The sequence below is a fragment of the Inquilinus limosus genome (genome assembly GCF_051487185.1).
Taxonomy (GTDB): domain Bacteria; phylum Pseudomonadota; class Alphaproteobacteria; order DSM-16000; family Inquilinaceae; genus Inquilinus; species Inquilinus limosus_F.
Window position 1 is genome coordinate 196019 of sequence record NZ_JAHVDK010000005.1, and the last position, 23563, is coordinate 219581.

The 23563-nt window shown below is 68.9% G+C and carries 17 protein-coding genes; 8 read left to right on the top strand and 9 right to left on the bottom strand.

The window, feature by feature from the left end; translation table 11 throughout:
* Positions 1 to 28: 28 nt before the first annotated feature.
* Positions 29 to 1111 carry a C45 family autoproteolytic acyltransferase/hydolase gene (locus KXR53_RS07855; protein ID WP_437374550.1) on the bottom strand — a complete coding sequence of 361 codons (1083 nt, stop codon included), beginning with the start codon at positions 1109 to 1111 and terminating at the stop codon, positions 29 to 31.
* A 309-nt stretch (positions 1112 to 1420) separates the two neighbouring features.
* Here KXR53_RS07855 and KXR53_RS07860 point away from each other — a divergent pair, with 309 nt between their 5' ends.
* The 4 genes from KXR53_RS07860 (at position 1421) to edd (ending at position 8529) form a co-directional block, all read left to right on the top strand.
* Positions 1421 to 4234 (top strand): AAA family ATPase, encoded by a 2814-nt coding sequence (locus KXR53_RS07860; RefSeq protein WP_437374551.1) that lies wholly within the window; start codon positions 1421 to 1423, stop codon positions 4232 to 4234.
* Between the two features lie 171 nt (positions 4235 to 4405).
* On the top strand, positions 4406 to 5884 hold the full coding sequence (gene zwf / locus KXR53_RS07865) for a glucose-6-phosphate dehydrogenase (RefSeq protein WP_437374552.1): 1479 nt from the start codon (positions 4406 to 4408) through the stop codon (positions 5882 to 5884).
* A gap of 4 nt (positions 5885 to 5888) precedes the next feature.
* A complete protein-coding gene (pgl, locus tag KXR53_RS07870; protein WP_437374553.1) occupies positions 5889 to 6587 on the top strand; it encodes a 6-phosphogluconolactonase in 699 nt (232 codons plus the stop codon).
* Positions 6588 to 6717: 130 nt separating this feature from the next.
* Positions 6718 to 8529 carry a phosphogluconate dehydratase gene (edd, locus tag KXR53_RS07875; protein ID WP_437374554.1) on the top strand — a complete coding sequence of 604 codons (1812 nt, stop codon included), beginning with the start codon at positions 6718 to 6720 and terminating at the stop codon, positions 8527 to 8529.
* Between the two features lie 9 nt (positions 8530 to 8538).
* Here edd and KXR53_RS07880 read toward each other — a convergent pair whose 3' ends face one another.
* A complete protein-coding gene (locus tag KXR53_RS07880) occupies positions 8539 to 9630 on the bottom strand; it encodes a YeiH family protein (protein WP_437374555.1) in 1092 nt (363 codons plus the stop codon).
* 276 nt (positions 9631 to 9906) lie between these two features.
* Between KXR53_RS07880 and KXR53_RS07885 the strand changes: the two genes are divergently transcribed.
* Complete coding sequence (locus tag KXR53_RS07885; RefSeq protein WP_437374556.1) at positions 9907 to 11136, top strand: hypothetical protein; 1230 nt, start codon at positions 9907 to 9909, stop codon at positions 11134 to 11136.
* A 30-nt stretch (positions 11137 to 11166) separates the two neighbouring features.
* On the opposite strand, the gene KXR53_RS07890 is transcribed toward KXR53_RS07885, so the two are convergent.
* Together KXR53_RS07890 and KXR53_RS07895 are read right to left on the bottom strand one after the other, a co-directional pair.
* Positions 11167 to 12759 (bottom strand): peptide chain release factor 3, encoded by a 1593-nt coding sequence (locus KXR53_RS07890; protein ID WP_437374557.1) that lies wholly within the window; start codon positions 12757 to 12759, stop codon positions 11167 to 11169.
* A 135-nt stretch (positions 12760 to 12894) separates the two neighbouring features.
* Positions 12895 to 14943, bottom strand: a complete 2049-nt coding sequence (locus tag KXR53_RS07895) for a M3 family metallopeptidase (RefSeq protein ID WP_437374558.1) — start codon at positions 14941 to 14943, stop codon at positions 12895 to 12897.
* 173 nt (positions 14944 to 15116) lie between these two features.
* Here KXR53_RS07895 and pstS point away from each other — a divergent pair, with 173 nt between their 5' ends.
* Positions 15117 to 16223 carry a phosphate ABC transporter substrate-binding protein PstS gene (gene pstS, locus KXR53_RS07900; RefSeq protein ID WP_437374559.1) on the top strand — a complete coding sequence of 369 codons (1107 nt, stop codon included), beginning with the start codon at positions 15117 to 15119 and terminating at the stop codon, positions 16221 to 16223.
* 74 nt (positions 16224 to 16297) lie between these two features.
* Positions 16298 to 18019, top strand: coding sequence for a Na/Pi cotransporter family protein (locus KXR53_RS07905; protein WP_437374560.1), 1722 nt, complete (start codon positions 16298 to 16300; stop codon positions 18017 to 18019).
* Positions 18020 to 18032: 13 nt separating this feature from the next.
* On the opposite strand, the gene KXR53_RS07910 is transcribed toward KXR53_RS07905, so the two are convergent.
* The 4 genes from KXR53_RS07910 to KXR53_RS07925 form a co-directional block, all read right to left on the bottom strand.
* The gene (locus KXR53_RS07910) at positions 18033 to 18374 is read right to left on the bottom strand and encodes a DUF1491 family protein (RefSeq protein WP_437374561.1); all 342 of its coding nucleotides are present in this window, start codon (positions 18372 to 18374) and stop codon (positions 18033 to 18035) included.
* A gap of 49 nt (positions 18375 to 18423) precedes the next feature.
* Complete coding sequence (locus KXR53_RS07915; protein WP_437374562.1) at positions 18424 to 19650, bottom strand: SGNH/GDSL hydrolase family protein; 1227 nt, start codon at positions 19648 to 19650, stop codon at positions 18424 to 18426.
* Positions 19651 to 19822: 172 nt separating this feature from the next.
* On the bottom strand, positions 19823 to 20155 hold the full coding sequence (locus tag KXR53_RS07920) for a hypothetical protein (protein WP_437374563.1): 333 nt from the start codon (positions 20153 to 20155) through the stop codon (positions 19823 to 19825).
* Between the two features lie 98 nt (positions 20156 to 20253).
* A complete protein-coding gene (locus KXR53_RS07925; protein ID WP_437374564.1) occupies positions 20254 to 21243 on the bottom strand; it encodes a zinc-dependent alcohol dehydrogenase family protein in 990 nt (329 codons plus the stop codon).
* A gap of 101 nt (positions 21244 to 21344) precedes the next feature.
* Here KXR53_RS07925 and KXR53_RS07930 point away from each other — a divergent pair, with 101 nt between their 5' ends.
* Positions 21345 to 22229, top strand: a complete 885-nt coding sequence (locus KXR53_RS07930; protein ID WP_437374565.1) for a LysR family transcriptional regulator — start codon at positions 21345 to 21347, stop codon at positions 22227 to 22229.
* An 18-nt stretch (positions 22230 to 22247) separates the two neighbouring features.
* Here KXR53_RS07930 and KXR53_RS07935 read toward each other — a convergent pair whose 3' ends face one another.
* Entirely contained in the window at positions 22248 to 23537 is a 1290-nt protein-coding gene (locus KXR53_RS07935; RefSeq protein WP_437374566.1) for an MFS transporter, read from the bottom strand.
* Positions 23538 to 23563: the final 26 nt, after the last annotated feature.

Here is a 23563-nt window from a genome sequence, read left to right on the forward strand (position 1 = left end):
GCTACCGATCAGGCGGCGGGGATGGCCATCAGGCCACCCGCAGCGCGGCCCAGCCGGTAGCGGACGGGGCGCCGCCCGTATAGTGCAGGGTGGTGACGCCGCCGAATTCGTAGATCACGGCGGTCAGCGTGCAGCTCCGATCCGGCGACGCGACGGGATCGGGCACGATCGAGACCGGCGATGCCGGATCGTCGCGTGACGCCAGGGCGGATTTCACCGCCGTCAGATCGACTTGCGCCGCGGGATCGGCCAGGCGCCGCTCCAGCGCGGCGCAGCGCAGGCCTGAATCCGTGCGCCAGTCGTCGCCGATGCCGCCTGAGGCGAAGTCCCGGCTGGCCAGCGGATGATTGGTGTGCCACAGCCGGTCGGCGCCGGGCCGGTGCTCCGCCTTGGCCCCGGCCGAGCATTCGATCATGGCGACGCCGTGCCGGTCGCCGAGCACGTAGTTCTGGCCCGAGGCATGGTCGACCGTGGTCAGAAAACGCGCCGCCGCCGCCCGGTCCGGCTGCGCCAGCACATCGCGGACGACGCAGGCGACGGGCAGGCCCTTCGGGCTGTGGCGCAGCTGGATCAGGGTGTTGACGCACAGGCCGAAGCCGCGGGCGGTCACGCCCATCAGCCCGATCATGCCGGCGCAGGTGAAGATGTAGGCCGGCCCGCCTTCGGCATCGGTGACGCGCAGTACTGCCTGCAGCCCCTCGCGCCATTGCGGCAGGTCCAGCGTCTGCGCGACCCGGGCCGGCCGGCCGTCGCGCGGCGCCAGGGCCAGGCTGCTGCAATGGGCCGGCCATCGGGCGCCGCCATACCACCATTCCTCGTCCAGAAGCTGCAGCGCGAAGATGATCTCCGCCGGCTGGTTCGCGCCTTCGGCGATGCCCTGGATCTCCGACTCCAGCTCCGGGGTCCAGCGGGCGATCGCCGGCCGGAAGTCGGTCTCGGCCAGGAAGCGGTCGAGGAACGCGTCGACGGCGCCGCCGGTCCGGTGCGCGACCCGGCGGCTCCAGCGATCGACCATTTCGGCGATCGGCGGCCGCAGCGCCTCGCCATGCGCACGGCCGCGCTGATGCGGCGTGCCGGCGATATCGACGATCGGCATGTCTTCGGTCCGCATGGTGCCTCTCTGTGATTTTTATTCTCATGAAAGACATAGAAGGGAAGCGTGATCGCGATGCCGGCGTCAAGAGGCGGAGCAGCGGAGACGGGTTAAGCCGATCGTCGCCCGCCCGGCCACGGCGCCCCGCAATTTTAATTTCGGGCTTCGGCGGGGTCATTATGGCCCGGCGCCGGAACCGCTGCCGGCGTCGACCGTTGGCGGGAGAGGGGGAGCAGCCTCGACCGCCATCCGACCCGGCCTCGCGCCGGGCCGTTCCGCAACAGGCCTCGTCCGAAGGCCGATCCGGTTCCGGAGTGGAGACGTCACATGCCCCAGAAGCTCTGCGACATCTGCCAGGCCCGGCCCGCGACGGTGCGTGTCACCGTGCTGCGGAACGGCCAACGCCGGCAGCTTGATGTCTGCGATTTTCACTACGCCCAGATCGCCCGGCATCAGCGCTACGTCTCGCCGCTGGAGGCGCTGGTCCGCGGCGGCGTGTTGGAGGACTTCTTCGGCCAGGCCGAGCCCGTCGGGCTGCCCCGGCGCGGCCCGCCCCGGCCCGAGCATGCTGGCGTGGATCTGCAGAGCCATTTCAGCGAGCAGGCGAAGGAGATGCTGCAGCGGGCGGGCGAGCGGGCGGTCCAGTTCGGCAAAGGGGAGGTCGACACCGAGCACCTGCTCTACGAGCTGACGGAGAGCGAGGTGGTCCAGACGATCCTGCATGCGTTCAAGATCTCGCCCGAGGATCTGCGCAGCTATATCGACCAGAATGCGCTGCGCGGCAATGCCCGGGTCGGGCCGCGCACCGAGATCGGCGTCTCGCCGCGGATGAAGGCGGCGCTCGACCATGCTTTCCTGACCTCGCGCCAGCTCGGCCACAGCTATGTCGGGCCGGAGCACATGCTGCTCGGCCTCGCCGAGGTGCCGGAGAGCTTCGCCGGAAACCTGCTGCGCAAATACGGGCTGACGCCGCAGGCGCTGCGGCAGCAGGCCGTGCGCATCGTCGGCCCTGGGGCGGAGGAGGGGCGTGTGGCCGTCCCGTCCAACACACCGCAGCTCGACAAGTACAGCCGCGACCTGACCCTGCTGGCGCGCGCGGGCAAGCTCGATCCCGTGATCGGCCGGTCGCGGGAGGTTGAGACCACGATCGAGGTGCTGGCCCGGCGCAAGAAGAACAACCCGGTGCTGATCGGCGAGCCCGGCGTCGGCAAGACCGCGATCGTTGAAGGGCTGGCGCAGCGCATCGTCAGCGGCGACGTGCCGGAGACGCTGCGCGACAAGCGGCTGGTCGAGCTCAATGTCAACAGCCTGGTTGCCGGCTCGAAATACCGCGGCGAGTTCGAGGAGCGGGTGAAGCAGGCCCTCGACGAGATCACGCAGCACCGCGATGAGCTGCTGCTGTTCATCGACGAGGTGCACACCATCGTCGGCGCCGGGCAGGGCGGCGGTGAGGGCGGGCTCGACATCGCCAATGTGTTCAAGCCGGCTATGGCGCGCGGCGAGCTGAACCTGATCGGCGCCACCACGCTGAACGAGTACCAGAAGTATATCGAGAGGGACGCGGCGCTGGAGCGGCGCTTCCAGCCGGTCTTCGTCTCCGAGCCGACGGTGGAGCAGACGGTCAACATCCTGCGCGGGCTGCGCGACCGGTTGGAGGGCCACCACAATGTGACGATCCAGGACCAGGCCTTCGTCGCGGCGGCCGAGCTGTCGGACCGCTACATCTCCGGCCGCTTCCTGCCGGACAAGGCGATCGACCTGATCGACCAGGCGGCAGCGCGGGTGCATCTCTCCACCACCTCGCGCCCAGCCGAGATCCAGGAGCTGGAGGCGGAGATCGCCCAGCTCAAGCGCGAACAGGACTATGCCGGCTCGCGCAAGCGTTACGACCAGGCCAAGGCGTTCGCGGAGCAGATCGCCGAGAAGGAGAAGGAGCTGGCGGCGCTGACCGACGAGTGGAAGCACCGGATCGGGTCGAGCACGGCCGAGGTGATGGTCGAACACGTCGCCGAGATCGTGTCGAAGCTGACCGGCATCCCAGTCACCGAGCTGACGGCGGAGGAGAAGACGAAGCTGCTGCAGATGGAGGAGCGGCTGCACCAGCGGGTGATCGGCCAGGAGGAGGCGATCCGCGCGGTCAGCGACGCCATCCGCCTGGCCCGGGCCGGGCTGCGGCAGGCCGACAAGCCGATCGCCACCTTCCTGTTCCTCGGCCCGACCGGCGTCGGCAAGACCGAGCTGGCCAAGGCGCTGGCCGAGGTGATGTTCGGCGACGAGAACGCAATGATCCGCATCGACATGAGCGAATACATGGAGCGCCACACCGTGTCGCGGCTGATCGGCGCGCCGCCCGGCTATGTCGGCTACGAGGAGGGCGGCCAGCTGACCGAACGCGTGCGCCGGCGGCCCTACAGCGTGATTCTGCTCGACGAGATCGAGAAGGCGCATGCCGATGTCTACAACGTGCTGCTGCAAGTGTTCGACGACGGCCGGCTGACCGACGGCAAGGGCCGGGTGGTCGACTTCACCAACACGCTGATCGTCGCGACCTCGAACCTCGCCTCCGACATCATCATGGGGCGGCAGCGCCCGGTCGGCTTCAACGTGACCGCCGCCGCGGTGCAGGACGATGTGATGGGCGTGCTGCGGCAGCATTTCCGCCCCGAATTCCTGAACCGGATCGACGAGATCATCATCTTCCAGGCGCTGACCACGGAGCAGATCAAGCAGATTGTCCAGCTGCAGGTCGATGGCGTGATCAAGAGCGCACGGGGGCAGGACATCGAGCTGGTGATCGATGACTCCCTGGTCGATCACCTCGCCGCCGAAGGCTACCAGCCGGAATACGGCGCCCGCGAGCTGCGGCGGCAGATTCGGCAGCTGGTGGAAACCCGGCTGGCCAAGGCGATGCTGAGCGGCGAGGCGAAGGAGGGGGATCGCGTCGTCTTCAACTACGACGAGGGCAGGGGCGAGGTTGCCATCAAGGTCAGGGGGCCGAAGCCCGCCAAGCCATGGGAAGGCAAGGCGGCGCCGGCGAGGCGCGCCAAATCGGCGAAGGGCGGTCGGGCGCCGGCGAAACGAGCGGCGGCGAAGACGACCAAGACGACGAAGCGCAGTCCGCGGCCCCGGCCGAAGGGCTGATTCACGGCATTTGCCTCGCTTTTGGGCAGGCGCGGGGCGGCGACGGGCCGCACCCGCGCCTGCCTCAACCGACGCATGCGCCGGACCGGCCCTAAGCCCGCATTTCTCTCTGGCACTTGCCGCCCGGGCCGTCGATAACAGCGGCTCGATGTGGTCCCGAGGATTGGATACATGATCGCGCGCGTCATCGCCGTGGAGCCATTCGACATCGTCGTGTTCGGCGCGACGGGAGACCTGTCCCAGCGCAAGCTGCTGCCGGCGCTCTATGAGCGCGACAAGGCCGGGCAGGTGCCGCGGGAGGCGAAGATCATCGGCACGTCCCGCCGGCCGATGTCGGATGCCGAGTTCCGCGATTTCGCCCGCAAGGCGGTCCTGGAGCATATTCCGTCGGCGGAGCAGAGCGGCACGGTTCTCGACGATTTCCTGGCCCGGCTGTCCTATGTCGCGATCGACGCCACGGCCCAGACCGGCTGGACGGATCTGGGCCGGGCCCTGGAGTCGAACCCGGACCGCATCCGCATCTTCTATCTCGCCACCTCACCCGACCTGTTCGACGAGATCTGCGGCCAGCTGGGCCGGCACGGGCTGGTGACCGAGAAGGCGCGGGTGGTGGTGGAGAAGCCGATCGGCAAGGACCTGGACTCGGCCCGGGCCCTGAACGACGCCATCGGCAAGGTCTTCCCCGAGGAGTCGATCTACCGGATCGACCATTACCTCGGGAAGGAGACGGTGCAGAACCTGATGGCGCTGCGCTTCGCCAACGCCCTGTTCGAGCCGCTGTGGAACGCGTCCCACATCGACCACGTCCAGATCACCGTGGCCGAGAGCCTGGGGGTCGAGGGCCGCGCCGGCTACTACGACGGCGCCGGCGCGCTGCGCGACATGGTGCAGAACCACATGCTGCAGCTGCTCTGCCTCGTCGCCATGGAACCGCCGACCTCGATGGACGCGGATGCGCTGCGCGACGAGAAGCTGAAGGTGCTGAAGGCCCTGAAGCCGATCACCGAGGCCACGGTCAACCACATCACCGTGCGCGGCCAGTACCGCGCGGGCGCCTCCTCCGGCGGCGCGGTGCCTGGCTATCTCGATGAGCTCGGCAATTCGGCGAGCCACACCGAGACCTTCGTCGCGCTGAAGGCAGAGATCGAGAACTGGCGCTGGGCCAACGTCCCCTTCTATCTGCGCACCGGCAAGCGCTTGGCGACCCGGATGTCGGAGATCGTCGTGACCTTCCGCGCCATCCCGCACTCCGTGTTCGACAACTCGGCCGGCACGATCTCGCAGAACCACCTCGTCATCCGGCTGCAGCCGGACGAGGGCGTGAAGCTGTGGCTGATGATCAAGGATCCGGGCCCGGGTGGCATGCGGCTGCAGCACGTGCCGCTGGACATGAGCTTCGCCGAGGCCTTCAACGTGCGCAATCCCGACGCCTATGAGCGGCTGGTGATGGACGTGGTCCGCGGCAATCAGAGCCTGTTCATGCGCCGCGACGAGGTCGAGCAGGCCTGGACCTGGGTCGACCCGATCATCGAGGCCTGGCGCGCCTCGAAGGAGCCGCCGAAGCCCTACACCGCCGGCACCTGGGGCCCTTCCGCCGCGATCGCCCTGATCGAGCGCGACGGCCGCACCTGGCACGAGGACGAGGATTGAGGCCATGCCGATCGCCCGCCACGACTTCCCGACCCCCGAGGCGCTGGCGAATGCCTTGGCCGATCGCGTCGCGGCGGCGCTGACCGCTCGCCTGTCCCGCTCCGATCGCGCCGCGCTCGCCGTCTCCGGCGGGCGCACCCCGACCCGGTTCTTCGAGGCGCTGTCGAAGCGGTCGGTGGAGTGGTCCCGGATCGACGTCACCCTGGTCGACGAGCGCTGGGTGGGCGAGGATTCCGACCGTTCCAACGCCCGGCTGGTCCGGGCGCATCTGCTGCAGGGGCCGGCCGTGGCGGCGAGTTTCGTGCCGCTGCATGTCGATGCGCCGACGCCCGAGGACGGGCTGGCGCAAGTGGAGACGCGGATCGCCGCCCTGCCGCTGCCCTTCGCCGCGCTGGTGCTGGGCATGGGCGACGACGGCCACACCGCCTCCTTCTTCCCCGGCGGCGACCGGCTGGCCCAGGCGCTGGATCGGACCCCCGGGCAACTGCTGGAGACCATGCGGGCACCCGCGGCGGGCGAGCCGCGCATCACCCTGACGCTGCCGGTCTTGCTGGCGGCGGAGACTCTGTGCCTTCATATCGAAGGGGCAGGGAAGCAGCGCGTGCTGGAGGCGGCCCTGGTCAGTGGCCCGGCCGAGGCAATGCCGATCCGCGCCGTGCTGACCCGGTCGGAGCGGCCGGTCGAGATCTTCTGGTGCCCATGACGGCCCTGCCGGAAGGCCAACAATAAACTTCAACATAGCGTGCTAACGTATTGATCATGTTGCATGATCGGGCCGGAGGCTGCCGTCTGGCCCGGTCGGCGGCGAGACAGTGAGCCAAGGAGCCAGCCCGATGGTGCAAGCCCGCATTGCCGAGGTGACTGAGCGGATCGCGCGGCGCAGCCACGACGCCCGGTCCGCCTATCTCGACCGCGTCGCCAAGGCGGCGGAGGCCGGCCCGGCCCGCCGGCGCCTGGGCTGCGCCAACTTCGCCCACGGATTTGCCGCCTGCGGCATCGACAAGGGCGCGCTACGCGAGGGCGAGGGGCCGAACCTCGCCATCGTCACCTCCTACAACGACATGCTGTCGGCGCATCAGCCCTTCGAGCGCTTCCCGGAGCTGATCCGGCAGGCCGCGCGGTCGGTCGGCGGCACGGCACAGGTGGCGGGCGGCGTTCCGGCGATGTGCGACGGCGTCACCCAGGGCGAGGCGGGGATGGAGCTGTCGCTGTTCTCGCGCGACGTCATCGCCCTCTCCACCGCGGTCGCCCTGTCGCACCAGATGTTCGACGCCGCCGTGTATCTCGGCGTCTGCGACAAGATCGTGCCCGGGCTGGTGATCGGCGCGCTGTCCTTCGGCCATCTGCCGGCGGTGTTCATCCCGGCCGGACCGATGACCTCCGGCCTGCCGAACGACGAGAAGGCCAAGGCCCGGCAGCTCTACGCCGAGGGCAAGGTCGGGCGCGACGCCCTGCTGGAGGCCGAGGCCAAGTCCTATCACGGGCCGGGCACCTGCACCTTCTACGGCACCGCCAATACCAATCAGATGCTGATGGAGATCATGGGCCTGCACCTGCCGGGCTCCTCCTTCGTCAACCCGAACACGCCGCTGCGCGACGCGCTGACGCTCGAGGCGGCGAAGCGGGCGCTGGCGATCACGGCTCTGGGCAACGAGTTCTTGCCGGTCGGCCGGCTGCTCGACGAGCGCGCCTTTGTCAACGGCGTGATCGGGCTGCACGCCACCGGCGGGTCGACCAACCACACCATCCACCTGATCGCCATGGCCCATGCGGCCGGTATTACCTTGACCTGGGACGATTTCTCCGACCTCGCCGAGGTCACGCCGCTGCTCTGCCGCGTCTATCCGAACGGCAAGGCCGACGTGAACCATTTCCACGCCGCCGGCGGCACCGGCTTCCTGATCCGCGAGCTGCTCGGCGCCGGCCTCTTGCACGACGACGTCGCCACCGTCTGGGGCGGCGGGCTGGACCGCTACACGGTCGAGCCCGGCCTCGACGGCAATGGCGAGGTGGTGTGGCGCGACGTGGCGGAGGCCAGCGGCGACACCGCGGTGCTGCGCGGCGCGGCCGAGCCGTTCCAGGCGACAGGCGGACTGCGGGTGCTGGACGGGGATCTCGGCCGGGCGGTGATCAAGACCTCGGCCGTGGCGCCGGAGCGGCATGTGATCGAGGCGCCGGCGAAGGTCTTCCATTCTCAGGAGGAGCTTCAGGCCGCGTTCCGAGCCGGCGCGCTCGACCAGGACTTCATCGCCGTGGTCCGGTTCCAGGGGCCGAAGGCCAACGGCATGCCGGAGCTGCACAAGCTGATGCCGCCGCTGGGCGCGCTGCAGGACCGCGGCCGCAAGGTGGCGCTGGTCACCGACGGCCGCCTGTCCGGCGCCTCGGGCAAGGTGCCGGCGGCGATCCATGTGACGCCGGAGGCGGCAGTCGGTGGGCCGATCGCCAAGCTGCGCGACGGCGACATCCTGCGCCTCGACGCGGTGACCGGCCGGCTCGAGATCCGCGACATCGACGCCGAGGAATGGGCGGCGCGCAAGGACGCCACGGCGGATCTGGCGCCGTCGCATGTCGGGGTCGGGCGCGAGCTGTTCGCCGCCTTCCGCCACGCCGCCGGACGGGCCGATGCCGGGGCCTCGATTTTCTGAGGGGCTGCGTCAGGCGATCCCGAGCAGCCGGATCAGGCCGAAGCTGATCGCGCCGAGCACCAGCAGCGACAGGGTGACCGCCGCCGTGACCCGGCCGCCCGCCTTCGCCACGCTGCCGAGGTCGGTGCTGAGGCCGAGCGCGGCCATCGACAGCACCGTCAGCCAGGTCGCCGCCGCGGCCGCCGGGGCCAGCACCACCTCCGGCAGCAGCCCGAAGGAGCGCAGGACGGCCAGCAGCAGGAAGCCATCGATGAACCATGGCACCAGCCTGTGCCACGGCATCCGGCGCGTGGAGGCCGGGGCGGCGCCATCGGTCCGGCGCCGCGTCACCAGCGTCAGGACCAGGATCATCGGCCCGAGCATCAGCACGCGCACCAGCTTGACCAGCGTGCCGAGCTGCAGCGCGATCGCCCCGATCGGTGCCGTGGCGGCCAGCACCTGCGGCACGGCATAGACGGTCAGCCCCGCCAGCACGCCGTACTGCACCTCGCTGATCTGCAGCAGCGCCGGCAGGAACGGCAGGCCGAGCACCACCAGGACGCCGAGCACGGCCGTGAAGGCGATCGACGCCGCCACCTCCTCGCCGTCGGCGCCGATCACCGGCGCGACGGCAGCGATCGCGGAGTTGCCGCAGATCGAGTTGCCGCAGGCGACCAGGACCGCCATGCGGTGGGGCAGGCCCAGCAGGCGCCCGATCCCGTAGCTGGCGGCGATGGCGGCGACGACCACGGCGGCGATGCCGAGCAGCAGCAGCGGGCCCGCGGACACGATCGCGCCGACGCTGACCGAGGCGCCGAGCAGGACGACCGCGATCTCCAGCAAAGTCTTGGCGCTGAAGGCGATGCCAGGCATCCAGTGCCGGCTCGGCGTCCATAGCGTGCGCACCAGCGCGCCGACCAGGATCGCCAGCACCAGCGCTTCCAGCCAGGCATGGCCGAACAGCCCGGCTTCGATGCGCTCCAGCAGCAGGGCGGCGAAAGTCACCGCACCGCACAGCACCAGGCCGGGGGCCATCCGGGCGATGGCGCCGGGGATCGACCCGGCGGCCGTCAGGCGTTGCGTTGCGGGAAGGGAAGGCCGGAGCGGATTGACGATCGCCATGACAGTCTCGTTGCAGAACCATCACGAAGATGATCCGCGGCTTTCAACCAATCCAACGCATTCGTTTTTTGAAATCGATCGATTTTGCCGATTGGTTTGTATTTTACAGGCTGCCGGCGCGGCATGCCTTTGAAGTGTGAAGAGCGTCGATCCAATAGGAATGTGTTGCACAAAATTGTAACAATAAATTCACATTTGTGCCGGCAGAACGCGAGGATTTCCTCCCTAGGAGTCGCGTAAGAAGGGCGATCGTGAGCTTCTCTTGGGGGAGAAACCATGTCGCTCAGAATCGAGCGCAGTGACCGGCCGTTCGTCAGCACCAGCATCTCGGGGCAGCAGCAGGCCTTCCAGGCGGCGCTGCAGCGGGCGGCCTCGGCGCGCCCCGCCTCGCTGCCTGCCTACGTGCCGGAGGAACCATCGACGGAAGCGGAACTGATCGAGCTGCTCCGCAGTGAGATCGTGATGGAGCGCAACCCCGAGGCGAACGAGATGGGCGGGGCCATGGCCCTCAACCAAGTGATGCCGTTTCTCGAGAAGCAGCGTCCGGCGGAGCGGCAGGCGACCGTGCTGCGCCTGCTCGAGGCCTTCCCGAAGGGCGGCACCTCGGATGCGACGGACACGAGGGAAGCCTGGGTGCGAAACGGCATCGAATACGCCGCCACCCTGGCGGGACTCGCCACGGACCCTGCGGAGGCGCAGCGGCGCGAAGGCGAGGAGGCGTTCGCAACGCAGCTCTTCAGCCGCGGCAACCGGCTCGAATACCACCCCGACGAGACCGACGACAGCGCAGGGGCGATGGCGGACGACATCCGGGCATTCCTCGACGAGACGACGCGCGGCGGCGAGAGCGCCTCGGCCTCGAAATGGGGAGTGCTCAATCGGCTCTACGAGCGGGATTGGGTCGATGCCGGGCCGGTGATGCAGGCCATCGAACAGGTCGCCGCGGAGGATTTCGGCCGGGAGCTGGAGCCGACCTCGCACAAGGGCGCGGGCACGCATGCGGCGGCCGAGGCGATCCATGCCAGGGCGGCCGCCATGGGCGGCTATTCCGAGACGCAGGAATACGGCATCCCGAACCAGCAATTCTATGACCTGGCGATCGGCGCCCGATATGCGTCGCCGGCGGCGCAGCAGGAGCTGGCGCAGAAGCTGTCCGAGGAACGCTTCGCCCTCAGCTCCCTCAGCCGGTTCGTCACGATGCCGCTGGATGATCCTCGCCGGTCCCTGCACGAAGGCGGGCTGGAGATGTTCCGGCGCCTGGAATGGCTGACCCGGGACATGGAAGGGCCTCTGGCCGCGCAGGTCGTCGGCCAGAGCCTGAACGAGATGGAGAGCTTGGGCGGCCTGCCCGACCCGATCGACTTCACCGGCTGGAAGGGGGACTCGGAGTCGTTCGAGGGCAGCGCCCTGGGCAATCTGCACGCCGTCGTGAACCGGATCGAAGGCACGACGGACGGCGACGCCGTGATCACGCGGATGCGGGACCACGGCATGATTCCAGACTAGGCAGCCGAAGACAGAAGGAGCAGTCGGGCCTTACGCCGTCTGCTCCTTGGTCTTCAGGAAGCGCAGCGCCGGGTTCTCCTTGGTCACCGTCTCGAGGTGCCAGGCGTTGCGCGCCAGGAACACGGGCGCGCCGTCATGGTCCTCGGCCATGGCGCTGCGGACGCTGTCCTGGAAGGACTTGAGGGCAGCCGGATCGTCCGACTCCACCCAGCGCGCGGTGTAGTAGGGCGCCGGCTCGAAATGCACGGGGATGCCGTATTCGGTGCGGATCCGGTCGGCCAGTACCTCGAACTGCAGCGCGCCGACCACGCCGACGATCCAGTTGGCGTCGAGCAGCGGCTTGAACACCCGGGCCGCGCCCTCCTCGGCCAGCTGCTCCAGCGCCCGGCCGAGATGCTTGGCCTTCATCGGGTCGTCCGGGCGCACCCGCTGCAGCAGCTCCGGCGCGAAGCTGGGGATGCCGGTGAAGCGCAGATCCTCGCCCTCGGTCAGCGCGTCGCCGATGCGCAGATTGCCGTGGTTCGGGATGCCGACGATGTCGCCGGCCCAGGCCTCCTCCGCCAGCTCGCGGTCCTGGGCCAGGAACAGCACCGGGTTGTGCATGTTCATGACCTTGCCGGAGCGGACATGCTTCAGCTTCATGCCGCGCTTGAAGTGGCCCGAGGCGAGGCGGACGAAGGCGATGCGGTCGCGATGCTTCGGATCCATGTTGGCCTGGATCTTGAACACGAAGGCCGAGACGCTGTCCTCGAAAGGATTCACCAGCCTGTCCGCCGTCGGCTGCGGCCGGGGCGAGGGGGCGAGGGCGCCGAGCCCGTCCAGCAGCTCGCGCACGCCGAAATTGTTGACCGCCGACCCGAAGAACACCGGCGTCAGATGGCCCTCGCGGAACATCTGCAGGTCGAATTCGGGGCACAGGCCGCGCGCCATCTCCACCTGCTCGCGCAGCGTGGCCACGGCGTCGGCCGGCAGCAGCCGGTCCAGCTTCGGGTCGTCCAGCCCGGTGCAGGTCTCGCCCGCCTCGGGCAGGGCGCCCTTGGCGCCCTTCTCCATCAGCACCAGCCGGTCATGGAACAGGTCGTAGCAGCCCAGGAAGCCGCGGCCGCTGCCGATCGGCCAGGTTGCCGGGGTGACGTGCAACTGCAGCTCCTGCTCGATCTGGTCCAGGAGGTCGAAGGGGTCGCGGCTCTCCCGGTCCATCTTGTTGATGAAGGTGGTGATCGGGACGTCGCGCATGCGGCAGACCTCGAACAGCTTCCGGGTCTGGTCCTCGATGCCCTTGGCCGCGTCGATCACCATCACCGCGCTGTCGACGGCCGTGAGGGTGCGGTAGGTGTCCTCCGAGAAGTCCTCGTGGCCCGGCGTGTCCAGCAGGTTGAAGGTGCGCCCGCCATAGTCGTAGGTCATCACCGAGGCGGTGACCGAGATGCCGCGCTCGCGCTCCACCTTCATCCAGTCCGACCGGGCGCGGCGCTGCTCGCCGCGGGCCTTGACCGCGCCGGCCATCTGGATGGCGCCGCCGAACAGCAGCAGCTTCTCGGTCAGGGTGGTCTTGCCGGCGTCGGGGTGGGCGATGATGGCGAAGGTGCGGCGGCGGTCGATCGGGTCGATGTTCGAAGGCATGGGGGCAATGACATTCATGTTTGTCATTGCCGGGCTTGACCCGGCAATCCAGAAGGTCTCGACAGACTCTGGATGCCCGGGTCAAGCCCGGGCATGACAGGAGTGGGAAAAAAGGGCTTCGGTTAAATCGAGCCGCTACATCAGCCCGTCCCGCCGCAGCAGCGCATCCGGGTCCGGCTCGCGGCCGCGGAAGCGCTTGTACAGCTCCATCGGGTGCTCGGTGCCGCCGCGCTCCAGGATGTTCTCCTTGAAGCTGCGGGCGGTCTCGGGGTCGAATAGACCCTTCTCCTTGAACAGCTCGAAGGCGTCGGCGTCCAGCACCTCGGCCCATTTGTAGCTGTAATAGCCGGCGGAATAGCCGCCGCCGAAGATGTGGCTGAAGCCGGAGGAGGTGTTCGCCTCCGGGATCGGCGACAGCACCTGGGCGCGGGCGATGGCGGCGCGCTCGAACTCCGGCACCGATTCGATCGCGCTCGGGTCCCCGCCGTGCCAGGCCATGTCGAGCAGGCCGAAGGAGGTCTGGCGCAGCGACTGCCAGCCGGCCATGAAGCGGGCGGCATCGCGGATCCTCTGCACCAGCTCGGCCGGCATCGGCTCGCCGGTGCGGTAGTGCCTGGCGAAGAGGTCCAGCCCGTCCTTCTCCTGCACCCAGTTCTCGAAGATCTGCGACGGCAGCTCGACGAAGTCCCAGTAGACATTGGTGCCGCCGAGCGAACGGTAGGTGCAGCGCGACAGCAGGCCGTGCAGAGCGTGGCCCATCTCGTGGAAGAAGGTCCGCACCTCGTCATAGGAGAGGAGCGAGGGCCGGTCTGCCGTCGGCTTGGTGAAGTTGCAGACGATGGCGACATGCGGCCGCTTGATGCCGTCGCGATACAGCCCCTGGTCGCGATAGGTCGTCATCCAGGCGCCGTTGCGCTTGGACGCGCGTGGGAAGAAGTCGGCATAGAACAGGCCGACATAGCGGTCCTCGGCCTCGTCATAGACCTCATAAGCCTTCACGTCCGGGTGCCAGACCGGATAGGCCTCGGACGGCCGGAACACCAGGCCGTAGAGCCGCCGACAGTGCTCGAACACGCCGTCGATCACCCGCTGCAGCGGGAAATAAGGGCGCAGCGCCTCCTCGTCGAAGGCGAAGCGGTGCTGCTTCAGCTTCTCGGAATAATAGCCGACGTCCCAGGGCTGCAGCGGCTCGGGGCCACCGAGAGACTTGGCGTGGGCCTGGATGTCGGCGAGGTCGCGCTCCGCCGCCGGCTTCGAGGCGCCGAGCAGCCGCTCGAGGAAGGCGTGCACCGCGGCCGGCGTCTCCGCCATCCGCTTCTCCAGCACGAAATCGGCATGGGTCGCATAGCCCAGCAGCTTGGCGCGCCGGAAGCGCAGCGCCGCGATCTCCTTGATCAGCGGCTGGTTGTCGAACTCGCCGCCGAAGGCGCGGGAATTGAAGGCGCGCCACAGCGTTTCGCGCAGATCGCGGCGGTCGGCATAGGTCATGAAGGGGACGTAGCTGGGCGCGTCGAGCGTGATCAGCCAGGCTTCCGGCCGGCCGCGCTCCTCCGCCGCCAGCTTCGCCGCCTTGACCGCGCCCTCCGGCAGGCCCGACAGGTCGGCCTCGTTCTCGAGCCACAGGGTGAAGGCGTTGGTCGCCTTCAGGACGTTGTGCTGGAAGTCGGGCGTCAGCTTGGCCAGCCGTTCGTCGATCGCCCGCAGCTCGCCCTTCTCGTTGTCCGAAAGCAGGGCGCCGTTGCGGACGAAGCCGCTGTAGGTGTCGTCCAGCAGCCGCGCCTTCTCACCCGACAGGCCCAGGCTCTCCCGCTTGTCCCAGACTGCCTTGACCTGGGCGAAGACGCGCGGATCGAGCGAGACATCGGAGGAGAAGTTGGCGCTCTTCGCCCCGAAATCGGCGGCCAGCGCCTGCAGCTCGTCCGAGGTCTTGGCCGAGAGCTGGTTGTAGAAGACCGAGGAGACGCGGTCGACATCCTGGCCTGCCTGCTCCAGCGCCACGATGGTATTCTCGAAATCCGGCTCCGCCGGGTTCGCCAGGATCTCCTCGATCCGGCTTTTCGCCTCGGGGATCGCATGGTCCAGCGCCGGCAGGTAGTGCGCGACCTCGATGCGGTCGAACGGCACTGCCTGGTCCTGCAGCGGCGAGGGCGCGATCAGCGGGTTGTCGAAGGATTGCGAGTCCATGCGGCCGGGATGTCCAGTGAGGGGGAAGAGCGGGCGGTGCAGGGGGCAATATAGGGATGGGCACCCACCTCTGCCAGCGGAACGCCACTCACGGCCGGCGGCATCTTAACGAAACGGTCACCTCCGCCGTTTAGACTGCATTTCCGTAAAAACTTGTCAGCGACGAGGTCTTGGTGTCGAAGTTCCTTCGTCTCCGGCGCGAGGCCTATTCTGGCCTAGCGCGATCCGGCCGGCTTGCAGCCGCCGCGGTTCTCATCCTGGTTGCGGCGGCGCTCTCGGTGCCGGCCCAGGCGCAGCCCATCCGCGGTTCGGGATCGACCTTCGCCTTTCCCGTTATCGCCGCCTGGTCGGACGGGTTTCTCCGCGATCGCGCCGATGGCGGCGACTTCGTGAACAACGATGCCGGGGTGGACTACGAGCCGGTCGGATCCCTCGGCGGAATCATGCGCCTGAGCCAGGCCGAGATCGACTTCGCCGCCTCGGACGCACCGCTGCGGTTCGAGGAGACGACCAAGCGCGACCTCGCCCAGTTTCCGATCGTCCTCGGCGGCATTGCGCCCGTGGTCAATCTCGATGGGCTGGAACCGGCTCGGCTGAAGCTGACGGGCGCCGTCATCGCCGACATCTATCTCGGCAGCATCGAGCGCTGGAACCATCCGGCGATCCAGGCCGTCAACCCCGGCCTGGCACTGCCGGACCTGCAGATCAGCGTGGTCCACCGGTCGGACGGCTCCGGATCGACCCTGGCCTGGACCCGGTTCCTGTCCCGCGCGAGCACGGACTGGCGGCAGAAGGTCGGGGCCGACACCCTGGTCGCCTGGCCTCGCGGCGCCGATGCCAAGGGCAGCTCGGGCATGATTGAGGCCGTGGCGGGGACCAGGGGCGCGATCGGCTATGCCGAGTTCGGACAGATCCTTCGCAGCGGCCTTCCCTTCGCGCAGGTCCAGAACCATGCCGGCGTCTTCGTCACGCCTGGCCCCGAAGCCTTCGCGGCGACCGCCCGGGCCGTGCGCTGGGATCCTGACAGAGATTTCTATGCCGACCTCAGCGAGGCCGATGCGGCCGATGCCTATCCGCTCACGGCGGCGACCTTCATCCTCATGCATAAGCGCGACCGGTCCGAAGGGCGCACGCTGAGGACGCTCTATTTCCTGTCCTACGCGCTCGACAAGGGGGCGAAGGAGGCGGCGGCGCTCGGGTATGTGCCGCTGCCCGAGGATCTGGCCGGGCAGGTCAAGGACTACTGGCGGGCCGCTCTTCCCGGCGGCGCCGGCCTCTAAGAGGGCCGGGCGCGACGCCGGCGACAGGCGCGGCCCGTCCGATCTCGATACGATTTTGGATTTTGGGGGACGTCATGCAGGTGGACTATTTCCGGGACATGATCGTCCCCATCATCGGGGGCTTGGGCGTCTTCCTGCTCGGCCTCGAGTTCATGTCGAACGGGATCCAGGCGCTGGCGGTGAATCGCATGCGCGATCTGCTGGCGAAATTCGCCGGCACGCCGTCCAAGGGCGTCGTGGCGGGGACCGTCATCACCGGCATCCTGCAGTCCTCCACCGCGATGACGGTGATGGTCGTGGGCCTGGTCAATGCCGGGGTGGTGGCGCTGCGGCCCGCGATCAGCGTGATCATGGGCGCCAATATCGGCACGACCCTGGGGAACGGCCTGATCGCACTGCCGCTCGGCCCGCTCGGCCTTCTCGGCGCAGGCATCGCGGCCCTGTTCTACGTCTTCGGGAAGAGCGAGAAGACCCGCAACATCGCGCTGGCCTGCATGGGCTTCGCCCTGATCTTCTACGGCCTCAACCTGATGACGGGCGGCCTCAAGCCGTTGCGCAACATGCCCGAGATCATGGAGGTGATCTCGAGCCTGGGGGCCGACAGCTTCGGCGGCCTGATCGCCTGCGTGCTGATCGCGGCCTTCATCACCGCCCTGATCCATTCCTCTTCCGCGACGATCGGAATCGTCATGGGGCTGGGGGCGTCCGGCATCCTCGACTGGCAGACCGCGGTCGCGTTCTCGCTCGGCGCCGATCTCGGCACCACGATCACCTCCTGGATGGCCTCGCTCAACCTCTCGAAGAACGCCAAGCGGGCGGCCTACGCCCATATTTCCTTCAACTTCATCGGCGTGGCGGTGATGCTGCCGCTGTTCTTCCTGTCGATGCCGCTGCTGGAATATGTGATGGGCTGGTTCGGCGGCAATCCGGGCGCGCCGGTGATGGTCGACGGCAAGGAGACCTTTCCTCTGGTGCCGGTCGCGATCGGCCTCTATTCGACCGTCTTCAACATCTTCAACACCCTGCTGCTGTTCCCCTTCGTCGGCGTGTTCGAACGGTTCCTGTCCCGCATCGGCCGCACCGACGCCGAGGACATCGAGGACTACTCGACCCCGAAATATCTCGACCGGTCGATCGCGGGCGACCTGGTCCGCGCCGTGCCGGCGGTGCAGAACGAGACGCTGCGGGACCTGCAGGCCGGGGCGCTGTTCCTCGATATCGCCCGCGGCAAGAAGGGTGTGCCCGCTGACCCCGGAGAGCACTACGTCGCGGTCGATATCCTGAACCGCGATATCCGGTCCTACACCGCGTCGCTGTTCAAGCGGGACATGTCCTATGACCAGCTCGACCTCGTCGCGAGCCTGATCGAGGAGGCGGACTTCACCGCGAGCCTGGCGGAGGCGCTGCATCAGGTCGCGCGTCGGACCAAGCGGCAGACCTTCGGGCCCGAGGCCCAGGCCATCGTCTCCGCGGCGCTCGACAAGCTCGACCTGGCGCTGCGTCCGATCCTGCCGACCGGCCCCCTGGAGCCCACGCTGCCGGCCGGCCACGTCCAGAGCCCGCCGGTGGAGGAGCTGCGCCTGCGGACCTTGAAGGCCGGCGGCATCACCCCGGCCGAACGCGGCGCGATCCTCGCGATCCTCGGCAGCGTCGAGCGTGCGGAGCTGCTGATCGCGCGCATCGACGCGGAACGCCGGTCGGTGGATCGGGCCGCGGTCCTGGAGAGGATGGAGAAGCTGTCCGGGGCCGGCGGCCGGCCCGTCACCGGGGAACCGGGCTTGGTTCCGGCGCAGTGAGAGGAGGCGTGTGCTAGATCAGAACGCGCCCCTCGAACGGGTGCCGGCCCTCGCGGTCCTCGATCTCGACCACCCACAGGTCGGGATCGCGCTGGACCGCGCGGGCGATATAGGCATCGGCCTCCGCCTCCGGCAGCAGCTCGCCTGCCTTGGCGGGCAGCCAGGCGAGGGCGCCGTCCAGGTCGCGCGACTGGCTCAGCACCCGGCAGCCCGGCGCACCCAGGTTGAGCTTGAGGATCAAGAGGCCGGCGCGCGGGTCGCCCTTGCGGACGACATAAGCGGGAATCGCCTGCTGCCCCAGTTGGCGCAGATGGGCGCGGATCCAGAGCTCAGTCGGAAGGCGGTCGGTGGTCATGGGGCAGGGGTATAGCAGAGACACCCCGCCCCGGGGACCCAACGTCGCCCTACTTGAACAGCCCCAGATCCACCGCGTTCGCCATCGCCTCATAGCCGGCGGCGTTCGGGTGCAGGTGGTCGCCTTCGTCGAACTCCTTCCTCAGCTTTGAGGGCTGCGCCGGGTCGCGCACCGCGGCGTCGAAGTCGATCACCGCGTCGCAGCCCTTACCAGTGCGGATCCACTGGTTCACCGCCTGGCGCTTCGTCTCGCCCTCAGCGCTGTAGTAGTTGGCGAAGACCGTGCCCTCATAGGGCGTCAGCGTGGCGCAATAGGCCTTCAGCCCGGCGCCGTGGGCGCGGGCGACCAGCTGGCGCAGCCCGCCGATGATCTCCTCGGCCGACACCGCCTGCTCGGGCAGGCCGGCGGAGCCGGAATGGCCGATGTCGTTGATGCCTTCCATGATGACCACCCAGCGCACGCCGGGCACCGACAGCACGTCGCGGTCGAAGCGCGACAGCGCGCTGGGGCCGAACATCTGCTCCGGCAGGTCGTGCAGGATGCGATTGCCGCTGATGCCGGAATTGACCACGCCGATGGACGGGCCGCCGGCCTTGGCCAGCCGCTCGGCCAGGATGTCCGGCCAGCGCCGGCTGGCGTCGACGCCGGAGCCGTAGCCGTCGGTGATCGAATCGCCCAGCGTCACCACGGTGCCGCCCTCCGCCGCCACCTCGACCCGCGACAGCAGGAAGCGCATGGTCGATTCGGTGGCATCCGGCAGGGTCGGCGCCGCGGTGCTGTCGCCGGCGATCGAGATCCAGGCGGTCTGCACACCGAGCGGATGCACGACCGAAGGGCCGGTCCAGCGCGGCACGAACAGGCTGATGGTCAGCGTGTCGAGCGGAGAGACGGCGAGGTCCACCGGGTCGGAGACGGCCGGCGCGCCGGGCGGGATGGTAATCGAGGTCGCACCGCCGAAGGTCAGCGCCTTGCTGCTGGCCGGGTCGATCGAGCCCGGGGCGTTGCCGGGCCGGGCGATGGTGGCGGCGCCGATCACCAGCGGTTGGGTGCTGGTCTCGTTGGTGAAGCGCACCCGGACCTTGCTGCCGCCGGCGCTGATCCGCACCACCTGGCGGATGGTGGCGTTGTTCAGCTCCGGCCCCACCGGAAAGGCCGGGCTGGCGCCCCAGCTGCCGATCCAGGCCTCCTGCGCCGCGACGGCGCCGGATCCAGCCAGCGCGATCAGCAGGCAGGCGGCGGCCAGCCAGGGCCGCCCGGTTGCGTTGCGTCGGATCATTCGGCTTCTCCTCCCGCTCCGGCCGCCGACGGTTTCGGCGTCCCCACCGGACTCATGCCGGCGGTCGAAGTATGAGGAAAACAAGCCTGTGGGGGCAACGCCGCGCGAACAGGATCGCGGGCGTGGAGAGGTCTCCACGCCCGCGATCAATCCCCCCGATGAGGTTCAGGGGCTAGCGGAAACGCCGCAGCGCTGCCACCTGCTCCGAGGCGTCCTCGCCCTCGGCCAGCCTCTCCAGCAGGCCGTAGAGGCGATCCACCTCCTGCCGGGTCAGGGGCGTCATGCCCATCGGCCCCATATAGGTCTCGCGCCGGCGGTCGATCGGCAGGTTCATCGATTTCCAGCAGGCGATCGCGCCGGTGGCCGAATCGCGGGCCAGGAAGTTGCAGCCGCTGCGGAAGTAGTCCGCCTCCCATGGATCGAGCGGCTGGTTCAGGCGCTGCAGGTAGCGACGGGCCCATTCGGCGGTCATCCGGGTGGGCGGAGGTTGTTCCATACTGCGCATGATCAGTCCCCGAATTGATCGAAGGTTTCGGTCGATATCGTGGGGACGGTAGATCCTTGCGCGTGAATTCACCGTGATTGCGCCGGTCACGATCACGATCAGACGGTGACGACGATCTTTCCGATCTGCTGGTTGGCCTCGAGGTAGCGATGGGCCTCGACGATCTGGTCGAAAGGGAAGACCCGGTCGATCACCGGTTTCAGCGAGCCGTCGGCCAGCCCCTCCAGGATGAAGTGCTTGGCGCGGTCCAGCCGGGCCGGGTCGCGGACGATCTCCTTGTACTGATAGCCCTTGAAGGTCAGCCCTTTGACCAGGGTCGGGAACAGCGGGAAAGGCGTCGGCTCGGGGCTCAGCGCGCCGTATTCGACCAGGATGCCGCCCTGGGCCAGCGCCTCGGCCAGCGTGGCGAAGGACGGGCCGGCGACCGGGTCGAACACCACCCGGACCCCGGCGCCTCCGGTGATCGCCCGGGCTCTCGCCACGAGGTCCTCCTCGTCGGTCACGATCACATGGGCGGCGCCGGCGTCACGCAGAGCCGCGGCCTTGGCGGTGATGCGGGTAGCGGCGATCGAGATCGCGCCGATGCGGTTGGTGATCTGGATCGCGGCCAGGCCGACGCTGCTGGAGGCGGCGGTGATCAGCACCGCGTCACCGCGGCCGACGCTGGCGACCTCGATCAGCGCGCCATAGGCGGTGACATATTGCATCCAGACCGCGGCGGCCTCGGTCCAGGACAGGGTTTCCGGATGCCTCACCGTCACCTCGGCCGGGACATTGGCGACCTCGCCATAAGTGCCCCAGCGTGTGATCGACAGCGGCGGCACGAGACTGACCGCGTCGCCAACGGCGAAGCCGGTGACGCCCGGGCCCAACGCCTCGACCACCCCGGCGGCCTCGTAGCCGAGCCGGGCCGGGAACTCCGGCGATTCCGGGTAATAGCCGGTGCGGAACATCGATTCGGCGCGGTTGAGGCCCAGGGCCTTCACGCGCAGGCGGATCTCGCCGGGGCCGGGCGGCGGCACCTCGACCTCGTCGATGCGAAGCACCTCGGGGCCGCCGAGCTCATGAATGCGGACGATGCGGGCCATGTCGGACTCCTCTGAAAGGGATGTCCGTTCGATATGATTGCCCCTCCGGATGCGATAAATATCGGCTTTGGCGCGATACCCGAAACCAGCGGTTTCCAATCATGGACCGGCTCACCAGCATGGCAGTGTTCGTCCGCGCGGTCGACACCGGCTCCTTCGCCGCTGCGGCCGAGGCGCTGGGCATCTCCGCGCCGATGGTCGGCAAGCATGTGCGGTTCCTCGAGGACCGGCTCGGCGCCAGGCTGCTGGCCCGCACCACGCGGCGGCAGAGCCTGACCGAGGTCGGCCGCGCCTTCTACGAGCGCTGCCGCAACGTGCTGGCCGAGGCGGAGGCGGCGGAGGCGCTGGCCGCGGATCTGCGCGCCGTCCCGCGCGGCCGGCTGCGGCTCAACGCGCCGGTCACCTTCGGCGCGCATGAGCTGATGCCGATGGTGGCGCGCTATCTGCGGGCCCATCCGGAGGTCAGCATCGAGGTGACGCTGAGCGACCGCATCGTCGATCTGGTGGAGGAAGGGTACGAGGCGGTGATCCGGATCGCGCCCTTGCCCGATTCCAGCCTGATCGCCCGCCGGCTGCGGCCCTACCGTCTGGTCGCCTGCGCAGCGCCCGCCTATCTCGCCGAACGCGGCGCGCCGCGGCGGCCGGAGGATCTGGGGAGCCATGAATGCCTCGGCTTCGCCCATTGGATGCCGCGCGACCTGCTGCAATTCACCGGCCCGGACGGGGTTCTGCATTCCGTGCACGTCCGCGGCCGGTTCTCGGTCAACAGCGGCCAGGCGCTGCGCAGCGCCGCGCTGGAGGGGCTGGGCATCATCCTGCAGCCGGAAGGGCTGCTGCGCGACGACATCGCCGCCGGCCGGCTGGTGCGGGTGCTGCCGGGCTACGAGCCGCCGTCGCGGCCGATGCACATCCTGTTCGCTCCGGACCGCCGGCCGACGCCGAAGCTGCGCAGCTTCATCGACGCGGTTGTCGAGGCGTTCGGATAGGGCTGCGAGGGGCGGGGCCTATTCGGCCCCCTCCATCGCGACCCCGGCGGCCCGCCCGCGCGGCTCACGGATGAAGACCAGCGCCGCCAGGGCGCCGAGCACGGCGAGGCCGCCGGCCAGGACGAAGGCGCTGGTGTAGACGCCGCCCGTGGCCTGGACGATGAAGCCGGTGACCGCCGGCCCGATGATGCCGGCGAGATTGGCCAGGAAGTGGATGAAGCCGCCGACGCCGCCGACATTCTCGCCGCGCACCGCGTCCTGGATCACCGCCCAGTAGATCGAGCCGGTGAGGTACAGGCCGAAGATCGACACCGACATCAGCGCCACCGCGCTGCTCACATCGGCCACGTCCCCGGCCAGGGCCACGCCCACGGCGGCGACGCCGAGCCCGCCGATCAGCACCAGCTTGCGCGACACGAGGGCCCGGCCGGTCATGCGGAAGATGCGGTCGGAGACGAAGCCGCCCAGCGCCAAGCCGAGGAAGCCCAGCACCCAGGGGATAACCGTGGCCAGGCTCATATCCTTGATGCTGAGCTTGTGCACCTCGGTCAGGTAGCTCGGGAACCAGGTCAGGAAGAAGAACAGCACGTAGTTGTAGGTGAAGAAGGCGAAGGCGGTGGCCAGCACGATCGGCTGCCGCAGGTAGAAGCCCAGACCCTGGGCCGGCAGCTGCGCGGCCGGGTCGATCTGCGTCTGGCCCTCCTCGATCAGCCGGCGCTCGGCGTCGCTGATCCGCGGGTGCTGGTCGGGGCGGTCGGTCGACATCCGCAGCCAGAAGACCAGCCACACGAAGCCGAGCAGCATGATGATGACGAAGGCCAGGCGCCAGCCGAAGGCCAGCGCCAGATAGCCGACGATCGGGCCGGCCACGGCGCCGCCCAGCGGCGTGCCGGAATTGACAATGCCGATCGCCGTCGCCGCCTCGCGCCGCGGGAACCAGTTGCTGACCGTCTTGCTCATGGTCGAGCTGAGCGGCCCTTCGCCGACGCCGAACAGCACGCGCAGCACGATCATCGAGACGAAGCCGGTGGCGGCCGCGGTCAGGCCGCAGAACAGCGACCACATTCCCATGGCGCCGCTGAACACCGCCTTCGGCCCGATGCGGTCGGACAGCCAGCCGCCGATGAAGTTGAACAGGGCATAGCCGGCGAAGAAGCTGCTGAAGATCACGCCCATCTGCGCGTGGTCCAGGCCGAGATCCTGCTGGATCAGCGGCGCCGCGATCGAGAGGGCCGAGCGGTCGAGATAGTTGATCACGCCGGCGACGAAAAGCAGGCCGACGATCAGCCAGCGAACGCTTCTGAACATGGTTTTCCTTCCGCTTGCGGGGCGGG

Excerpts from the sequence above, each read along its gene's own strand:
- KXR53_RS07855 (WP_437374550.1), bottom strand. The coding sequence starts at position 1,111 with ATGCGGACCGAAGACATGCCGATCGTCGATATCGCCGGCACGCCGCAT.
- KXR53_RS07860 (WP_437374551.1), top strand. The coding sequence starts at position 1,421 with ATGCCCCAGAAGCTCTGCGACATCTGCCAGGCCCGGCCCGCGACGGTG.
- zwf (WP_437374552.1), top strand. The coding sequence starts at position 4,406 with ATGATCGCGCGCGTCATCGCCGTGGAGCCATTCGACATCGTCGTGTTC.
- pgl (WP_437374553.1), top strand. The coding sequence starts at position 5,889 with ATGCCGATCGCCCGCCACGACTTCCCGACCCCCGAGGCGCTGGCGAAT.
- edd (WP_437374554.1), top strand. The coding sequence starts at position 6,718 with ATGGTGCAAGCCCGCATTGCCGAGGTGACTGAGCGGATCGCGCGGCGC.
- KXR53_RS07880 (WP_437374555.1), bottom strand. The coding sequence starts at position 9,630 with ATGGCGATCGTCAATCCGCTCCGGCCTTCCCTTCCCGCAACGCAACGC.
- KXR53_RS07885 (WP_437374556.1), top strand. The coding sequence starts at position 9,907 with ATGTCGCTCAGAATCGAGCGCAGTGACCGGCCGTTCGTCAGCACCAGC.
- KXR53_RS07890 (WP_437374557.1), bottom strand. The coding sequence starts at position 12,759 with ATGCCTTCGAACATCGACCCGATCGACCGCCGCCGCACCTTCGCCATC.
- KXR53_RS07895 (WP_437374558.1), bottom strand. The coding sequence starts at position 14,943 with ATGGACTCGCAATCCTTCGACAACCCGCTGATCGCGCCCTCGCCGCTG.
- KXR53_RS07905 (WP_437374560.1), top strand. The coding sequence starts at position 16,298 with ATGCAGGTGGACTATTTCCGGGACATGATCGTCCCCATCATCGGGGGC.
- KXR53_RS07910 (WP_437374561.1), bottom strand. The coding sequence starts at position 18,374 with ATGACCACCGACCGCCTTCCGACTGAGCTCTGGATCCGCGCCCATCTG.
- KXR53_RS07915 (WP_437374562.1), bottom strand. The coding sequence starts at position 19,650 with ATGATCCGACGCAACGCAACCGGGCGGCCCTGGCTGGCCGCCGCCTGC.
- KXR53_RS07920 (WP_437374563.1), bottom strand. The coding sequence starts at position 20,155 with ATGCGCAGTATGGAACAACCTCCGCCCACCCGGATGACCGCCGAATGG.
- KXR53_RS07925 (WP_437374564.1), bottom strand. The coding sequence starts at position 21,243 with ATGGCCCGCATCGTCCGCATTCATGAGCTCGGCGGCCCCGAGGTGCTT.
- KXR53_RS07930 (WP_437374565.1), top strand. The coding sequence starts at position 21,345 with ATGGACCGGCTCACCAGCATGGCAGTGTTCGTCCGCGCGGTCGACACC.
- KXR53_RS07935 (WP_437374566.1), bottom strand. The coding sequence starts at position 23,537 with ATGTTCAGAAGCGTTCGCTGGCTGATCGTCGGCCTGCTTTTCGTCGCC.